This is a genomic window from Ruegeria sp. CDSA021 (assembly GCF_059612325.1).
Map to the genome: position 1 here is coordinate 190,267 of NZ_JBXWQJ010000001.1, position 15,733 is coordinate 205,999.

The 15,733-nt window shown below is 55.0% G+C and carries 16 protein-coding genes and 1 pseudogene; 10 read left to right on the plus strand and 7 right to left on the minus strand.

The annotated features are described in order from the left end of the window. Positions 1-91 precede the first annotated feature (91 nt). From pstC to phoB, 5 genes are read left to right on the plus strand one after another with little or no spacing between them, the layout of a single operon-like run. On the plus strand, positions 92-1,564 hold the full coding sequence (pstC, locus tag AC2FLD_RS00925; RefSeq protein ID WP_496669918.1) for a phosphate ABC transporter permease subunit PstC: 1,473 nt from the start codon (positions 92-94) through the stop codon (positions 1,562-1,564). Next, complete coding sequence (gene pstA, locus AC2FLD_RS00930) at positions 1,561-2,892, plus strand: phosphate ABC transporter permease PstA (RefSeq protein WP_496669917.1); 1,332 nt, start codon at positions 1,561-1,563, stop codon at positions 2,890-2,892. The genes pstC and pstA overlap by 4 nt, the downstream gene beginning before the upstream one ends. A gap of 12 nt (positions 2,893-2,904) precedes the next feature. Beyond that, positions 2,905-3,702 (plus strand): phosphate ABC transporter ATP-binding protein PstB, encoded by a 798-nt coding sequence (pstB, locus tag AC2FLD_RS00935; RefSeq protein ID WP_496669916.1) that lies wholly within the window; start codon positions 2,905-2,907, stop codon positions 3,700-3,702. A gap of 25 nt (positions 3,703-3,727) precedes the next feature. Next, positions 3,728-4,429 carry a phosphate signaling complex protein PhoU gene (gene phoU / locus AC2FLD_RS00940; RefSeq protein ID WP_050602579.1) on the plus strand — a complete coding sequence of 234 codons (702 nt, stop codon included), beginning with the start codon at positions 3,728-3,730 and terminating at the stop codon, positions 4,427-4,429. A 12-nt stretch (positions 4,430-4,441) separates the two neighbouring features. Continuing rightward, entirely contained in the window at positions 4,442-5,131 is a 690-nt protein-coding gene (phoB, locus tag AC2FLD_RS00945) for a phosphate regulon transcriptional regulator PhoB (RefSeq protein ID WP_050602472.1), read from the plus strand. Positions 5,132-5,156: 25 nt separating this feature from the next. Here the strand turns inward: phoB and AC2FLD_RS00950 are convergent. Next, positions 5,157-5,267, minus strand: a pseudogene (locus AC2FLD_RS00950) (IS30 family transposase); the annotation flags it as partial. A 178-nt stretch (positions 5,268-5,445) separates the two neighbouring features. Here AC2FLD_RS00950 and AC2FLD_RS00955 point away from each other — a divergent pair. Beyond that, complete coding sequence (locus AC2FLD_RS00955; protein WP_496669915.1) at positions 5,446-6,213, plus strand: SDR family oxidoreductase; 768 nt, start codon at positions 5,446-5,448, stop codon at positions 6,211-6,213. Here AC2FLD_RS00955 and AC2FLD_RS00960 read toward each other — a convergent pair. Then, on the minus strand, positions 6,210-7,079 hold the full coding sequence (locus AC2FLD_RS00960) for an acyl-CoA thioesterase (protein ID WP_496669914.1): 870 nt from the start codon (positions 7,077-7,079) through the stop codon (positions 6,210-6,212). The genes AC2FLD_RS00955 and AC2FLD_RS00960 overlap by 4 nt on opposite strands. A 52-nt stretch (positions 7,080-7,131) precedes the next feature. Further along, positions 7,132-8,364 (minus strand): serine hydrolase domain-containing protein, encoded by a 1,233-nt coding sequence (locus AC2FLD_RS00965; protein WP_496669913.1) that lies wholly within the window; start codon positions 8,362-8,364, stop codon positions 7,132-7,134. A 194-nt stretch (positions 8,365-8,558) separates the two neighbouring features. On the opposite strand from AC2FLD_RS00965, the gene AC2FLD_RS00970 reads away from it, so the two are divergent. After that, positions 8,559-9,170 carry a 2-hydroxychromene-2-carboxylate isomerase gene (locus AC2FLD_RS00970; protein ID WP_496669912.1) on the plus strand — a complete coding sequence of 204 codons (612 nt, stop codon included), beginning with the start codon at positions 8,559-8,561 and terminating at the stop codon, positions 9,168-9,170. Positions 9,171-9,194: 24 nt separating this feature from the next. Here the strand turns inward: AC2FLD_RS00970 and AC2FLD_RS00975 are convergent, their stop codons facing one another. Continuing rightward, positions 9,195-10,223: a phosphotransferase family protein gene (locus tag AC2FLD_RS00975; RefSeq protein WP_496669911.1), complete on the minus strand. Its 1,029-nt coding sequence runs from the start codon at positions 10,221-10,223 to the stop codon at positions 9,195-9,197. Between the two features lie 14 nt (positions 10,224-10,237). Beyond that, the gene (locus tag AC2FLD_RS00980; protein ID WP_496669910.1) at positions 10,238-11,056 is read right to left on the minus strand and encodes an SDR family oxidoreductase; all 819 of its coding nucleotides are present in this window, start codon (positions 11,054-11,056) and stop codon (positions 10,238-10,240) included. A gap of 149 nt (positions 11,057-11,205) precedes the next feature. Between AC2FLD_RS00980 and AC2FLD_RS00985 the strand changes: the two genes are divergently transcribed. The 3 genes from AC2FLD_RS00985 (at position 11,206) to AC2FLD_RS00995 (ending at position 13,516) form a co-directional block, all read left to right on the plus strand. Then, positions 11,206-12,201 carry an NADPH:quinone oxidoreductase family protein gene (locus tag AC2FLD_RS00985; protein WP_496669909.1) on the plus strand — a complete coding sequence of 332 codons (996 nt, stop codon included), beginning with the start codon at positions 11,206-11,208 and terminating at the stop codon, positions 12,199-12,201. Between the two features lie 113 nt (positions 12,202-12,314). Then, on the plus strand, positions 12,315-12,764 hold the full coding sequence (gene aroQ, locus AC2FLD_RS00990; protein ID WP_496669908.1) for a type II 3-dehydroquinate dehydratase: 450 nt from the start codon (positions 12,315-12,317) through the stop codon (positions 12,762-12,764). Beyond that, complete coding sequence (locus AC2FLD_RS00995) at positions 12,761-13,516, plus strand: LuxR family transcriptional regulator (protein ID WP_496669906.1); 756 nt, start codon at positions 12,761-12,763, stop codon at positions 13,514-13,516. Before aroQ ends, AC2FLD_RS00995 begins: the two co-directional genes overlap by 4 nt. 369 nt (positions 13,517-13,885) lie before the next feature. Here AC2FLD_RS00995 and tsf read toward each other — a convergent pair whose 3' ends face one another. Both tsf and rpsB read right to left on the minus strand, forming a co-directional pair. Next, positions 13,886-14,761 carry a translation elongation factor Ts gene (tsf, locus tag AC2FLD_RS01000; protein ID WP_496669905.1) on the minus strand — a complete coding sequence of 292 codons (876 nt, stop codon included), beginning with the start codon at positions 14,759-14,761 and terminating at the stop codon, positions 13,886-13,888. A 76-nt stretch (positions 14,762-14,837) separates the two neighbouring features. Next, a complete protein-coding gene (rpsB, locus tag AC2FLD_RS01005) occupies positions 14,838-15,638 on the minus strand; it encodes a 30S ribosomal protein S2 (RefSeq protein ID WP_496669904.1) in 801 nt (266 codons plus the stop codon). Positions 15,639-15,733: the final 95 nt, after the last annotated feature.

Consider the following 15,733-nt stretch of genomic DNA (forward strand, 5'->3'; position numbering starts at 1 on the left):
CTGACGCTGTTGGAATGCATCAGGGGCGACGGTTCAGTCGCCCCTTCATCGTCTTTTATTCTATTCGCAATCGAGAGCAAACGGGGGTGTCATGCCGATACTTTGGCTCATTCTGATCGTGTCTGCGATCGCAGCTGTCGGCTATGTTCTTGGACGGGCGCGCGCCCTGCAAAGCGCCGACGGTGACAGTCGGAACCTGCATTCGTTGCCATCATTTTATGGTGCAAACGTTACACTGAAGACACTTGTCCCTGCCGTTGGTCTCTTGATTGTCTGGCTTTTGGCGCAGCCGTTCTTTGTCAACTCGCAAGTCTCGGGCATGATCCCGGAATCGGCCATCAAGGAAGGCTCTTCCCGCAGTCTGGTTATGGCCGAGGTGCGCCGCACCGCCTTCGGCCTGGATAACGCGGTCGCTCAGGGAAATCTGACCGAGAGTGCCGCCAGTGATGCGCAAGTAGACGTCGACGACGTGACCCAGCGCCTGAAGGATGCAGGGCAGGTGGTGACGTCAGACATCACTCAGCCGGTTCTGCGCGCGGCTCAGAGTTATCGGGCCATGAGCTCAACTGGCTATACTATGATGTCCGTTGCCGTTCTGGTGGTCGCATTGATAGGGGCCGCGATAGGCTGGTTGCAAACCAACGCCGATTACCGCGCCCGCAACGTTGTCGAAAAAGGGGTCAGTGTCCTTCTTCTTGCCGCTGCATCCATTGCCATTCTGACAACGGTCGGCATTGTCCTGTCCCTAATTTTCAACACCTGGGAATTCTTCAAGCTATACCCGGCATCAGAATTCTTCTTTGGCATGACCTGGGCACCCAGCTTCTCGGGCCGCGGAGGTTTGTCCGAACTTGGGATCATCCCGCTGCTGTGGGGTACGCTTTACATTTCGATAGTTGCGCTGCTGGTTGCAGTGCCGATCGGATTGTTTGCCGCGATCTATCTCAGTGAATACGCCTCGCCCCGCTTGCGGTCCGTTGCCAAACCTTTGCTTGAGGTCTTGGCTGGGATTCCGACCATTGTTTACGGTCTTTTCGCGCTGTTGACCGTTGGCCCGCTGCTGTTGGACATTTTCGGTGACAGTGGCCTGGGGTGGATGAAAGCGGGTACTGCCGTGATGACGGCGGGTCTGGTGATGGGGATCATGTTGATCCCGTTCGTGTCCTCACTGTCTGACGACATTATCAACGCGGTCCCGCAGGCGATGCGCGACGGGTCTTACGGCCTTGGCGCAACGCAATCTGAAACCATCCGTCAGGTTGTTCTGCCCGCCGCACTACCCGGTATCGTGGGTGCGATCCTTCTGGCTGCATCGCGCGCCATTGGTGAGACAATGATCGTGGTTCTTGGGGCAGGGGCCGCAGCCCGCCTGAGCCTGAACCCGTTCGAAGCCATGACAACCGTAACCGCCAAGATCGTCAGTCAGTTGACTGGTGACGCCGACTTTGCCTCGCCCGAGGCTCTGGTTGCCTTCGCACTTGGCATGACACTTTTCATTCTCACATTGGGGCTTAACGTGTTTGCCCTGTATATCGTGCGCAAGTACCGGGAGCAGTACGAATGACCGACACAAGCATGCAAAGCCCCGAAACCGGTCGCCATGGGGTCTCGCTCACAGCGGCTGACGAGCACACGAAGAAACGTGCCAAAGCTGAGAAACGTTTCCGCGCGTATGGCATCGCCGCAATCGCAACCGGTCTGTTCTTTCTGGTTGTTCTGTTCACCTCGATTCTGTCGCAGGGTATCCCGGCCTTTCAGCGTACTGTTGTCAGCGTAGACTTCACTCTGAACGAGCCGCAGCGGGACGAGGCCGAAGGGACGTTGTTCAAAACCAAAGCCTATTCCAATCTGTTCATCGCTCAGTTGAATCAGGAACTGGCAGAAAGCGGGATCAGCGTCGATTTTGACGAAGCCGCCATCGAGCGTCTTCTGGGTAAGGTTGGCGGCACGATCCGGACATACTATGCCGACAATCCGGACAAACTGGGTGAGCCGGTCAATTTCGATCTGGCGGCCTCCAGCCGTGTTGATGGGTATTTCAAAGGCCGCGTGTCCCGTGACACCATCCAAGACAGCCGCTTTTTGCAGAAAAGTGACCTGGATCTGGTTGATGCTCTGGAAGAGGCCGGCATCATCAAACAAGCGTTCAACTGGCCGTTCATCACTGGCGCTGACTCGGGTGTGGACAATCCGGGCGGTGCAGGTATCGGTGCCTCGGTCGTTGGTTCGTTCTTCATGATGCTGGTGGTGCTGGGCCTGTCGCTGCCGATTGGCGTGGCCGCCTCGATCTACCTCGAGGAGTTCGCTCCGCAAAACAGGTTTACCGACCTGATTGAAGTGAACATCTCGAATCTGGCTGCGGTTCCATCCATCGTCTTCGGTATTCTGGGTCTGGCCGTGTTCATCCAGTTCATGCACTTGCCGCAATCTGCACCACTGGTTGGTGGTCTGGTCCTGACACTCATGACATTGCCAACGATCATCATTTCGACCCGCGCCTCGCTGAAGGCGGTTCCACCGTCCATCCGCGATGCGGCGCTTGGGGTAGGGGCCTCGAAAATGCAGGCTGTGTTCCATCACGTACTGCCACTCGCCGCGCCGGGCATCCTGACCGGTACTATCATCGGTCTGGCACAAGCTCTGGGTGAAACCGCGCCGCTGCTGCTGATCGGTATGGTTGGTTTTGTGGCCCGCGGTTATCCCGATGGCTTCCTCGCAGGCTTTACCGAGCCGAACTCTGCCATGCCCGCGCAGATCTACACTTGGGCCTCGCGCGCCGATGTCGGGTTCTACGAGAAAGCCTGGGGCGGCATCATCATCCTTTTGATGTTCCTGCTGACCATGAATATCATCGCAATCATCTTGCGCCGCCGCTTTGAACGCCGCTGGTAAGAGGGGGCAACAATGAACGACATGACACGAGTGGAGAGAGCCTTGGACTCCAAAGATATCAAGATCAACGCCAAAAACGTTCAGGTCTATTACGGTGACACCCATGCCATCAAGGACGTGGATGTAGCGATCGAAGACAAGACCGTAACCGCCTTTATCGGTCCGTCGGGCTGCGGCAAATCCACGTTTTTGCGGTGTCTGAACCGGATGAACGACACGATCGACATCTGCCGGGTTGAGGGCGATATCCTGCTGGATGGCGAAGACATCTATGACAAGCGCGTTGACCCGGTTCAGTTGCGCGCCAAGGTGGGCATGGTGTTCCAAAAGCCCAACCCATTCCCCAAGTCGATCTATGACAACGTGGCCTATGGACCGCGCATTCACGGTCTAGCGAAAAACAAAGCCGATCTGGATGATATCGTTGAAAAATCCCTGCGTCGTGGCGCCATCTGGGATGAGGTTAAGGATCGCCTGCACGCACCCGGGACCGGCCTGTCTGGTGGTCAGCAGCAACGCCTGTGTATTGCCCGTGCCGTTGCAACTGAACCTGAGGTTCTGTTGATGGACGAGCCGTGCTCGGCATTGGACCCGATCGCGACCGCGCAGGTTGAAGAACTGATCGACGAACTGCGAGCAAACTATTCGGTAGTGATCGTGACCCACTCGATGCAACAGGCAGCGCGTGTCAGTCAGAAAACCGCCTTCTTCCATCTCGGCAATCTGGTCGAGTTCGGAGAGACTGGCCAGATCTTCACCAACCCCGTAGATCCGCGCACGGAAAGCTACATCACCGGCCGCATCGGCTGAGCACAGGTATTCACAAATGTCCGATTTGACCGAACAACATATTGCATCCGTTTTCGACCGCGATCTCGAAGCGATCCAAGCGCATATCATGAAGATGGGCGGTCTGGTCGAGGCCGCTATCATGAGCGCGGCGCGCTCGCTGGAAACCCGCGACGCGGAACTGGCGCAGCAAGTGAGGCAGGGCGACAAAGCCATCGATGCGTTGGAAGATATCATCGACGAGGAAACGGCCCGCTTGATCGCGTTGCGTGCACCCACAGCCAGCGATCTGAGATTGGTGCTTTCTGTTCTGAAAGTCTCAAGCAATCTTGAGCGGATCGGAGACTATGCCAAGAACATCGCAAAGCGCACTACGGTGTTGGTTGATGCCGGAGAGATCAACGGTAGTGCCGCAGCGCTGCGCCGCATGGCGCGCGAGGTCGAACGGATGCTGCGCGACGCGTTGGATGCCTATATTCAACGTGATGCGGAGCTGGCCACCGATGTCATTAATCGCGATGAAGATGTCGACCAGATGTACAATGGTCTGTTTCGCGAGTTCCTGACCTACATGGCTGAAGACCCGCGTAACATCTCATCATGTATGCACCTGCATTTCATTGCCAAGAACATCGAACGCATGGGCGATCACGTGACCTCTATTGCCGAGCAGGTGGTTTATCTGGTCACCGGCGAACGTCCGGCCGAGGCGCGCCCGAAGGCTGACACCACCTCGCAAACCTTGTAGGAGACAATCAAGATGTCCGCAGAACAACCCACGGTTCTTGTGGTCGAGGACGAGCTGGCACAGCGTGAAGTCCTGGCGTACAACCTTGAAGCAGAAGGTTTTCGCGTGTCCAAGGCCGCAAGCGGCGACGAGGCCATGTTGCTGGTGGATGAAGATTGCCCGGATATCATCGTGCTGGATTGGATGATGCCTAATCTCAGCGGCATCGAAGTTTGCCGTCGCCTAAAAAGTCGGCCCGAGACACGTTCGATTCCGATCATCATGCTGTCGGCGCGCACCGAAGAAGTCGACAAGGTGCGTGGCCTGGAAACGGGTGCGGACGATTACGTGGTCAAACCATATTCCGTTGTCGAATTGATGGCACGTGTCCGCACTCAGCTGCGCCGGGTTCGTCCGGCAACGGTTGGCATTCGGCTAGAGTTTGACGACATCGTTCTGGACTCTGAGACCCATAAAGTCAGTCGCGACAGCAAACCTCTAAAACTGGGTCCGACCGAATTCCGGCTGCTCAGCACTTTCATGGAAAAGCCGGGCAGGGTCTGGAGCCGCGAGCAGTTGCTGGACCGTGTCTGGGGCCGCGACATCTATGTGGATACCCGAACGGTTGATGTTCACATCGGGCGGCTGCGCAAAGCGCTGACACAACATGGTGGTGAAGATCCTGTGCGTACCGTACGCGGCGCAGGGTATGCTTTGGGCTGAGCGCCATTGGTTCGAGCACAATGAGCGACGGTTCGGTGGAGCGAGGCATGTACTTTCTCAACCTGTTGCTTGTGTTCTCGACGGTGCCTTTCTGGCAGGGAGCCTGCGGGTCACAGAACCAGCTGTCCGCTCCAATCCTGCCTGCTCGAGAGGGAAATGTGCCATTTCCACTTTGCTAAAGTGGGACATTCTAACATTGCAGCTGCAACTGGATGTAACGGATAATTGGTATTATGGTAAAAGCAGGCAAACTTGATTAACTTCATGCAAGCAGACATTGTTCCTGCACTCAAGCTGAGCGCCCTGGAACGTAAATGGACTTAGAAAACAAAACTGTTGTCGTGACTGGTGCCGCGCACGGCATTGGTCGAGGAATGGCAGAACGCTTTGCCCATGAAGGTGCACAGGTCGTGTGTTCAGATATCGACGATGCCGGCGCGCATACTTTGGCGGATCAAATCGGTGGCCATGCGTTTCCCTGCGACGTGGCCAACGAAGATCAAATCAAAGCACTGATCGACTTTTCAGAAGACACTGTCGGCCCAATTGATTTGTTTTGCGCAAATGCCGGAATTCTGACGCTTGGCGGTTTGGACGTACCGGATGAAGACTGGGAACGGATTTGGAAAATCAATGTGATGTCGCATATTTGGACAGCGCGGCATATGGTTCCACGCATGATTGCGCGCGGCGGCGGATACATTTTGACGACCGCGTCAGCCGCCGGTTTGCTGAACCAACCAGGTGCAGCTCCGTATGCTGTAAGCAAACACGCCGCCGTTGGCTTCGCAGAATGGCTTGCGTTAACATACGGATCGCACGGGATACGGGTCTCGGTTTTGTGCCCACAAGGTGTCCGGTCAAAAATGACCGAAGGACACGAAGTGTCAGTAGCATCGATTGACGGAATGCTTGACCCCAGTGATGTCGCCGAGGCTTGTATAGAAGCTATAAACGCCGAACAGTTTCTGGTTCTGCCGCATCCGCAAGTTTTGGACTACATGCAGCAAAAATCAGCGGATTATGACAGATGGCTATCTGGAATGATCAAGTTAAATCAGAAATTTAACAGCATCTCTTAACGATTTCTCTGAACCTTACGCATTAACCCTTCCTGAGCCACAGAGGCAATCAAAGTGCCATCTTCAGAATAGATGGAGCCGCGATTGAAGCTGCGCCCCTGCCCCGTCCAAGGTGAATCCATCACATACAGATGCCAATTCTGAAACTGGACGGGCGCATGAAACCAAAGCGCGTGGTCGAGGCTTGCGCCATTGAACTCTCCGGTAAACCAACTCAGGCCGTGTGGTCGCAAGCCTGAGGACATGAGGTTCATGTCGGACGCATAGGCCAATAAAAGATGCTGTGTTCTCGCATCGGCGGAGGCCGCAGCGGCCATACGAAACCAGGTCTGGTTCCGGTCATCAGAGACTTTAGGGGTAAATGGGTCTAAATGGTCCACTTCGCGTACTTCTATTGGTCTTTCGCGCAACAACTCGCCGCGCAGGCGCTCGGGCACTCGGTCAACATAGGACTGCCGCAATTCGGAACGGGACGGATAGTTCTCGGGCGCGTTTACGGGTGGCATCGGATGCTGATGATCCCAGCCTTCATCCTGAACGTGGAACGACGCAGACATGTTCAGGATCTGCTTGCCGTGCTGAATGGCAACGACGCGGCGGGTTGTGAATGAACCTCCATCTCGCGCTCTATCAACTTGATAAATAACAGGTTGTTCAGGATCACCAGGTCGAATGAAATAAGCATGGAGCGAATGGCACAGACGGTCTTCCACAGTCCGGTACGCCGCAGCCAAAGCCTGCGCGATGACCTGCCCGCCGAAAATGCGCGTTGGTGTTTCACCGCCGGACCCCGTTCCACGGAACAAATCGACTTCAAGCCGTTCAATATCCAGAAGATCCAGTAAGATACGTTCCGCTTCGGTCATGTTGTGCTCGCACAGTCAGTTACTCGACCCCCGGGTATCAGTCCGGTTGCGATCATTCAATCATGGCAGCGTGAACCAAAGCCTTTAGCTCGGCCCGAGATGGGTAGGAACTTGACGGCGATAATTGGGTGAAAAACACGGCCGTCAGATCGTTTTGCCAGTCGACCCAGAAGTAGGTCGAGGCCATGCCGCCCCAACTGAAATCCCCAATCGAACCGGGCACCCGCACCCGTCCGGGGTTCAAAACAACCGATCCTGCGAGGCCAAAGCCCATGCCCTCCATCGGTTGTTCCGCAAAACTCTTGGGGCCCATTGATGTGATATCGCCCGGTAAGTGATTGCGCATCATAAACTCTACGGTCTTAGGACCCAACAAGCGGTGCCCGTTCGCAGTGCCGCGATTGCGCAGCATGTCTGCAAACTTGGCGTAGTCATCAAGTGTTGAAATCAGCCCGCCGCCGCCCGAAAAGGTCGTTGTGCAAATGAATGGCGACCCTTCATAGCTGTCGACCAATCGCAGGCTGTCACCCCCCTGATCAGCCGAATTGAGCGCCATGGCATCTCCTGCCAGAGGTGTGTAGAGCGACGCAAATCGGTCCCCTGCCCCAGATGGCACTGAAAAGCCGGTTTCGCGCATATCCAGCAGTTTAAAAATGTGCTGCTGAAGAAACTGCTCCAGCGTCTGACCTGATACTACTTCTATCACGCGACCCAGAACATCTGTGCCAACCGAATACTCCCAACGCGTCCCCGGTTGAAAGGCCAATGGTAACTTTGACAGATCTCGCACGCGATCTTCCAGAAGCCCTTGATCAGGCTTGAACATAAGATCTTGCTCATCCATGGCTTCGGGCAGAGTTCCGGGGTTGAAAGGATAGCTGAAACCGCTGGTATGTGTCAGCACCTGATGCAAGGTTGGCGACGGCGCGTGTTCCGTCTGATCCAAGGCTTCGGCCGTTGGAGCAAGCGCGCGCATGTGTTTGAATTCAGGCAGGAACTCCGATAACGGAGCATCCAGATGGAACAGCCCGCGTTCAGCTAGCATCATCAAGGCAACCGACGTGATCGGCTTGGTCATGGAATAGATGCGCACCAGCGTGTCGCGTTGAAATGGCAGGTTGCTTTCCAGATTGCGCAGGCCGCTTTTGTGAAAAAAGACCTCGGACCCGTTTTGGCGCAGCAAAAAAGACGAACCTGCGTATTTCCGTTGCTCAACATAGCGGTCCATCCAGATCCGAATCCGATCCAAACGCGCCTGATCAAACATCAATTCTTGTTGCGGCATTGGACCTTTTCCATCTGGTTGTCCGTGCTGAGTGTGTCGGCTTGAGAGTTGAATTAACAGTGATATCTTACGTCAAAACTGGTTTCGTCTCAGACGAAGCAAGCCTGCCACACGTTGAAATGTTAGACTGTGTTAACCCAGATTCGCAGGGTGTGTTTTGGGACGATCACTCCAGACAACCGGAAAGGTAAAACATGACGCAAAATATCGATTTTGTTTATGACTTTTGCAGCCCAAACGCTTTTCTGGCGCTCAAAATGCTGCCCGATCTTGCGGCGCGGCACGATGTTCAGATCACCTTTGTTCCTGTTCTTCTACCTATCGTTTTCAAGGCGACCCACAACCAAAGCCCGTTTCAAGCCTTCTCAGAGAACCGCCAGAAAACGGCCTATTTGACTCATGACTTACACCGTTTCGCGCGGCGGCGCGGGTTGAGTTTTCATATGAGCCCACATTTCCCGATAAACACGAAATTTGCGATGCGTGGCGCACATTTTGCGCGGGGAAAATCATGGGAAACCAAGTATATAAATGCTGTTTTTGATGCTATTTGGGTGCACGGGCAAAAGGCCGACGAAATGGCCGTGCTTATCGACATCTTGCAGGAAAACGAATTGCCCGCTCGCAAAATCCGTGAAGCCATGTCCAGCCCTGAAGTCAAACAAGACTTGAAGGCACAAACCAAGGCCAATGTACGGCGCGGGGTGTTCGGTGTTCCCAGCCTTTTTGTTGGGTCTGAAATGTTTTTTGGCAAGAACAGTCTAACGAATGTCGAGATAGAGCTCTGGAAGAATAGTAGTGATTAACATCAGGCTGTTACGACGTTATTCTTATGTGCCGCGCAGCGCTCTCAAACCATGCTGGGCAAAGAGAGGTACGTAGGCGCCATACGCCTTGGCGCGTTCCGGGTCTGAGGCATTTCCGTCCAACGCCCGCTTGTATACACCCTGCAATATTCCTGCCATGCGGAAGAAATTGAAAGCCAAGTAGAACCCGAAATTGTCGATGCCTCCCAAGCCGCGTCGTTTGCAATATCGGGCGACAAAGTCTTGGTCGCTGGGCAGGCCCAAGTTTTCGCGATCAATTCCTGCCAATCCGCGTCCTTGGTTTCCCGGAGGTAGCTGCCATTGCATGATCACGGCCGCCAAATCCGCATAAGGATGACCGATCGTTGACAGTTCCCAATCCAGAACACCGATGCAGTCAGTTCCATTTGATGCGAACATCAGGTTGTCGATACGATAATCCCCATGCACAAGCGTACGCTGCCCATCATCTTCGGGCACCGAATTACCCAGCGCGGACACCAGAGCGTCCATGTCTTCAATCACCGAAGTCTCTGACGCGCGATATTGCTTGGTCCAACGTGCGATCTGGCGTTCATAGTAATTGCCCGTCGGCCCATAGTCGGACAAACCCACGGCATCAATGTCGACCATATGCAACTGGGCAAGAACCCTGTTCATCTCATCCATTACAGCCGTGCGCGTTTCGTTGCTTTCGCCTTGCAGGGTTGGTTCAGGAAAGATCCTGCCGTGCAGACGCTCCATCACATAGAAGGCTGAGCCGATAACGCTGTCATCTTCGCACAGCAGGAACATGTTGGGCACGGGCACCTGACTGCCTGCCAGCGCGCTTTGAACTCTGAACTCGCGATCGACTGCATGAGCCGATTTCAGCAGAACGCCGGGTGGCTTTCGCCGCAGCACATAGGTGTTGCCGGGCGTTCGAAGCTCAAAGGTTGGGTTAGACTGCCCAACCGCGAACTTCTTCGCCTCCAGTGGGCCTTCGTAACCGGAAAGATTTGCGCTGAGATACCTGTCTACCGCAGCAAGATCCAGATTGGTGTCAGTGCTCATGGCTTGGCTTCCACTCACAAGGCTTCTGCAAAGATGTTGCCCGCCGTCACCACGTTGATTCCGCCTGAAACCGGGATCACTGCTCCGGTCACATAACTGCCGCCGCGCCCGCACAGAAACAACATGCAACCTGCAATGTCTTCGTCGCGCCCGACCCGGCCCAGCGGAACCGATTTTCCGACCTTTTCGCGGGTGCCCTCGTCCGCCGTGGCAAATGCTGTCATGCGAGAGACAAACGGTCCCGGCGCCAATGCGTTAACCGTTATGTGGTATGGCGAAAGCTCTTTAGCCATGATCTTGGTCAGATGCAGAACCGCGGCTTTTGAGGCCGAATAGCTATACGCTCCGTCCCCCATGGGCACTTCACCCATCACAGACCCCACATTGACGATCCTGGCAGGATCATCGGCTGTTCCAGATTTCATCAACAAAGGCAAAAGCCGCTGTGTCAGTTCGAAAATCCCTGCGACATTGACAGACATCACCTTGTCCCAAGCGTCATAGGGAAACTGGCCTAGCGGAGCGCCCCAAGACACGCCTGAGTTATTCATAAGAATATCAAGCTTTTCCGTACGCTTTCGAATGTCAGAGACAAGGCTTGCGATACCTTCCTCGCTCCCGATATCTCCGGTAAAACCCTCAGCCCTGCCGGGTGCATCCAATGAGTTCAGCTCAGCTGCCACCTCGGCGCACGCATCCCCTTTACGCGACGCGATCAAAACGCGCGAGCCAGCCCTGACCAGCGCCTCGGCCGCCATGCGCCCGATCCCTGTCGCGCCACCTGTGACGAGTGCGGTCTTGCCCTCAAGAGAAAACAGGGTGTCTGGCGTCATGATCATACTCCTCGCTTTAGTTTGTGCCTGTTAGAGCCTGTTATGACCCACCTATTGCCGTTACGGCAAATGGCGGTCGTTCACGTTGACAAACTCATCGTCGGCACCAAAACTTCCCAAAGACAAGTTACAGGCAGAACAGAGGTCGTATGCAAGCGTTACTCAGCGTCGCACCGGGCGGACCCGAAACACTGGAACTCACCACCTTGCCCGATCCGCAACCCGGTAAGGGACAGTTGTTGGTTGCTGTCAAAGCGGCTGGCGTGAACTTCCCGGATACGCTGATCATCCGGGATCTGTATCAGATCAAACCGCCTCGACCCTTTGCTCCGGGGGGTGAGATTGCTGGCGACGTGTTGGCGTTGGGTGAAAATGTCACTGGGTTCAAGGTCGGCGACCGCATTCTAGCTCTGACAGGACATGATGGCTTTGCGACCCACGCAACAATCCGGGCCGACAGTGCCATCAAGATACCTGACGCGATGCCCTATGATGAGGCCGCCTGCTTCATCTTCACCTATGGCACATCTTATCACGCACTCAAGGATCGGGCCAATCTGAAGACAGGCGAAACACTCTTGGTGCTGGGCGCAGCTGGTGGAGTGGGATCTGCCGCCATCGAACTTGGAAAAGCCATGGGCGCCAAAGTGATAGCGGGTGTTTCTTCAGCGGAAAAGGCCGAGTTCTGCCGCCGGATTGGTGCGGATGAAGTCGTGATTTACCCGCATGATTTGGACAAAGATGCACAAAAAGCCTTTTCGGCGGAGGTCAAAAGAATTGCGGGCCCAAATGGTGTGGATGTGGTTTATGACCCAGTGGGAGGAGACCTGGCCGAGCCATCCTTACGCTGTGTGGCCTGGAATGGAAGGTACTTGGTTGTGGGGTTCCCTGCAGGCATCCCGCAGATTCCGCTGAACTTGCCCTTGTTGAAAGGCTGCCAGATCGTTGGTGTTTTCTGGGGCGCATCTGTCTTCCGTGATCCCAAAGGACATGCCAGGAACGCCAGTGAGCTGTTCGCGCAGTATGCCGCGGGACTGATCAAACCCCACATCAGTGCGCGTTTCCCACTAGCGCGGGCCCCTGACGCATTAGAGCATGTGTCGAAGCGCTCGGCCCTTGGGAAACTGGTTATAACGATGGAATAGATGCGTGTTACCAAGGCTGGCCTTAAAGCCTCAACCCTGGCCTGGTTGCGTTGAGACTGGTGGACAATCTGGCCTTTTGCCGTCTATGAACCATTAATGGGGATTGTGAAGACATGCATAAAATACTGGTATTAAATGGCCCGAACCTCAATCTTCTGGGCACACGTCAGCCCGAGGTTTACGGAAGCACGACTTTACATATGATCGAAGAACACTGCGTTCAGCATGGCGTGTCTGTTGGGTTGGAAGTGACGCATCTGCAATCCAACCACGAAGGTGTCTTGCTTGACGCAATTCACGCTGCACGCGGAGTTCAAAGCGGTCTGGTACTGAACGCAGGTGCGTTCACGCATACATCAATCGCGCTGATGGACGCCATTGCGTCAGTAGAATTGCCAGTGGTCGAAGTTCATTTGTCCAACATACATGCCCGTGAGGCGTTCCGTCACAAATCCTATATCGCTCCGGTCGCTCTGGGCCAGATCTGCGGATTTGGCGCGCAGGGTTACATCCTGGCCCTGGATGCGCTGGCCGTGCACTTGAGAGCAGGTGGTGCGGCATGACCTTGAAAGAATACCTGCGGTTTGTCAGCTACACCAAGACTTTGGAAGATCTTTGGGATGCGCACTGCCGACAAATGAATGAGTATGGGTTTGAGCGACTGATCTACGGCTATACGGTCTATAGAACGGCGACGTCCTTGGGCGACCCCGAGGATTTTGTGATCCTGACCAACCACAAACGCACGTATGTGGACGGGTTTATGAAAGACGGACTTTATTTTCACGCCCCCATGCTGAAATGGGCGCTGAACAATGAAGGCGCTGCAAGCTGGAAGATGCTGCAAGACATGAAGTCCAGCGGCACTTTGACCAACGAAGAGCGCAGAGTATTCGAGTTCAACAAATCTATGGACGTGGTGGCTGGCTATACGGTTAGTTTCAATTCCGTCTCAATGCGTTCCAAAGGTGCGATTTCCCTTTCAGCAAAGAACGGGATGAGCCAGGAAGAGATTGACGCCATCTGGCAAGAGCATGGCGAAGATATCCTGTTGATGAACAATGTGGCACATCTGAAAATTTTGACCTTGCCGTTCAACCCGCCAAACCGGGCTTTGACGAAACGGCAACGGGAAGCTCTGGAATGGGTCGGCGATGGAAAAACCACCCAGGATATCGCGCTGCTGATGGGGCTGACATCGGCCACCGTGGAAAAGCATCTGCGACTCGCACGAGAAGCACTGTCGGTCGAAACAACGGCTCAAGCCGTTCTAAAGGCATCGCTACACAATCAGATGTTCATAATGGAAGCCTGATCGCTACATTTTGACGCCATCCCGCGTCAGTTTACCCTAGGTAAGGAAAACACTACTTTTCAAAACTAGCCCAAAAGTTGCAAAGTGAGAGTGTTCCGTGAGTGGTGGCTTTAGCCTGGGAACATTCGGTTGGATCTTTGCAATACCAGAGCTCTCCAATCACTCTGACAAAGGGGCGTCTATTCATCAGCGCATCAGTGTCGGAAATTTGGGGGGCCCCGACCATCCCCATCAAGCGGGGCCCTCCATTTAAACTTCCTAAATATCAGATTCGATACACAGCTTGTGGAAATCAAAAAAGGGTCACGCATGGCGTAACCCTTTTGTTTTTCGGGAAAAGGCCCCAAGCGGAGCGTTTCCGAAAAACGTTTAGCCTTGAGCGGCTTTTGCAACTTCGGCTGCGAAGTCTTCTTTTTCGACCACGATGCCTTCGCCAACTTCCAGACGGATGAAACCGGTGATGGTTGCGCCAGCTTCTTTGGCCGCGGCTTCAACGGTCAGGTCAGGGTTCACAACGAATGACTGGTTCAGCAGAGTTGATTCGGCGACGAATTTCTTCATGCGGCCAACGATCATCTTTTCGATCACCTGTTCCGGCTTGCCGGATTCGCGGGCGATGTCCATCTGAACCTGTTTTTCTTTCTCGACAACCGCAGGGTCCATGTCCGCTTCGGACAGAGCCGCCGGGTTTACAGCTGCAATGTGCATTGCAACCTGCTTGCCGATGGCTTCGTCACCACCCGACAGAGCAACCAGAACACCAATTTTGCCCATGCCGTTGGTGGCTGCGTTGTGGACGTAGGACACAACGGTGTCGCCCGACAGTTTGGCCATACGGCGCACGGACATGTTCTCGCCAATGGTGGCGATCTTGTCGGTCAGCGTGTCAGCAACGTTCTTGCCGCCCAGATCAGCCGCAAGCAGAGCTTCGACGTTGTCCACGCCTTCAGCTGCATAAGCGATCTTGCCAACCATTTCCTGGAACTCTGCGTTTTTCGCGACAAAGTCGGTTTCCGAGTTCACCTCGACAGCAACGCCATTGCCACCGTTAACGTGAACAGCGACCAGACCTTCGGCTGCGGTGCGGCCCGACTTCTTGGCCGCTTTGGCCAGACCTTTGGTGCGCAGCCAGTCAACGGCCTCGTCCATGTTGCCGCCGGTTTCAGTCAGCGCTTTTTTTGCGTCCATCATGCCTGCGCCGGTCGAGTCGCGCAGTTCTTTAACCATTGCTGCTGTGATTGCCATCTTTGGCTCTCCTCAATTCAAACGGAATTGGGGCAGGTCATACCCTGCCCCATATGTCATTTACGTGACGGGCAGCTTACGCTTCGGCTTTGGCTTCCGGAGCGGCTTCTTCTACAGGTGCTTCCTCAGCAACGGCTTCTTCAACCGGCGCTTCTTCGAAAGCACCCAGGTCAACGCCAGCTGCACCCATCTGAGCGGTCATGCCGTCCAGAGCGGCACGTGCGGCCAGGTCACAGTACAGAGAGATCGCGCGGGCTGCGTCGTCGTTGCCAGGGATGATATAGTCAACGCCATCGGGCGAGCAGTTGGTGTCGACAACAGCCACAACCGGGATACCCAGCTTGTTGGCTTCGGCGATGGCCAGTGCTTCTTTTTTGACGTCGATGACGAACAGCAGGTCTGGAACGCCACCCATTTCGCGGATACCGCCCAGCGAAGCCTGCAGTTTGCCCTGGTCACGTTCCATGCCCAGACGCTCTTTCTTGGTCAGGCCTTCGGCACCCGATTCCATGGCTTCATCGATCTGGTTCAGACGGTTGATCGACTGGGAAACGGTTTTCCAGTTGGTCAGCGTGCCGCCCAGCCAGCGGTGGTTCATGTAGTACTGAGCCGATTTCTCAGCCGCTTCAGCGATCGGGCTTGCCGCCTGACGCTTGGTACCAACGAACAGAACGCGGCCGCCTTTTGCAACGGTGTCACGAACGGCCTGCAGAGCCTGATCCAGCATCGGAACGGTCTGGGTCAAGTCCATGATGTGGATGCCATTGCGCGAGCCGTAGATGAACGGGCCCATGCGGGGATTCCAACGCTGTGTCTGGTGACCAAAGTGAACGCCAGCTTCTAGCAGCTGACGCATGGAGAACTCGGGAAGAGCCATGCTATTTTCCTTTTCCGGTTTACGCCTCGGCGGGGGTGAAAGAAGCGGATGCTCCAACCGGCGGGCCAGATAGGGATTTCTCCCCTACAAAGCCC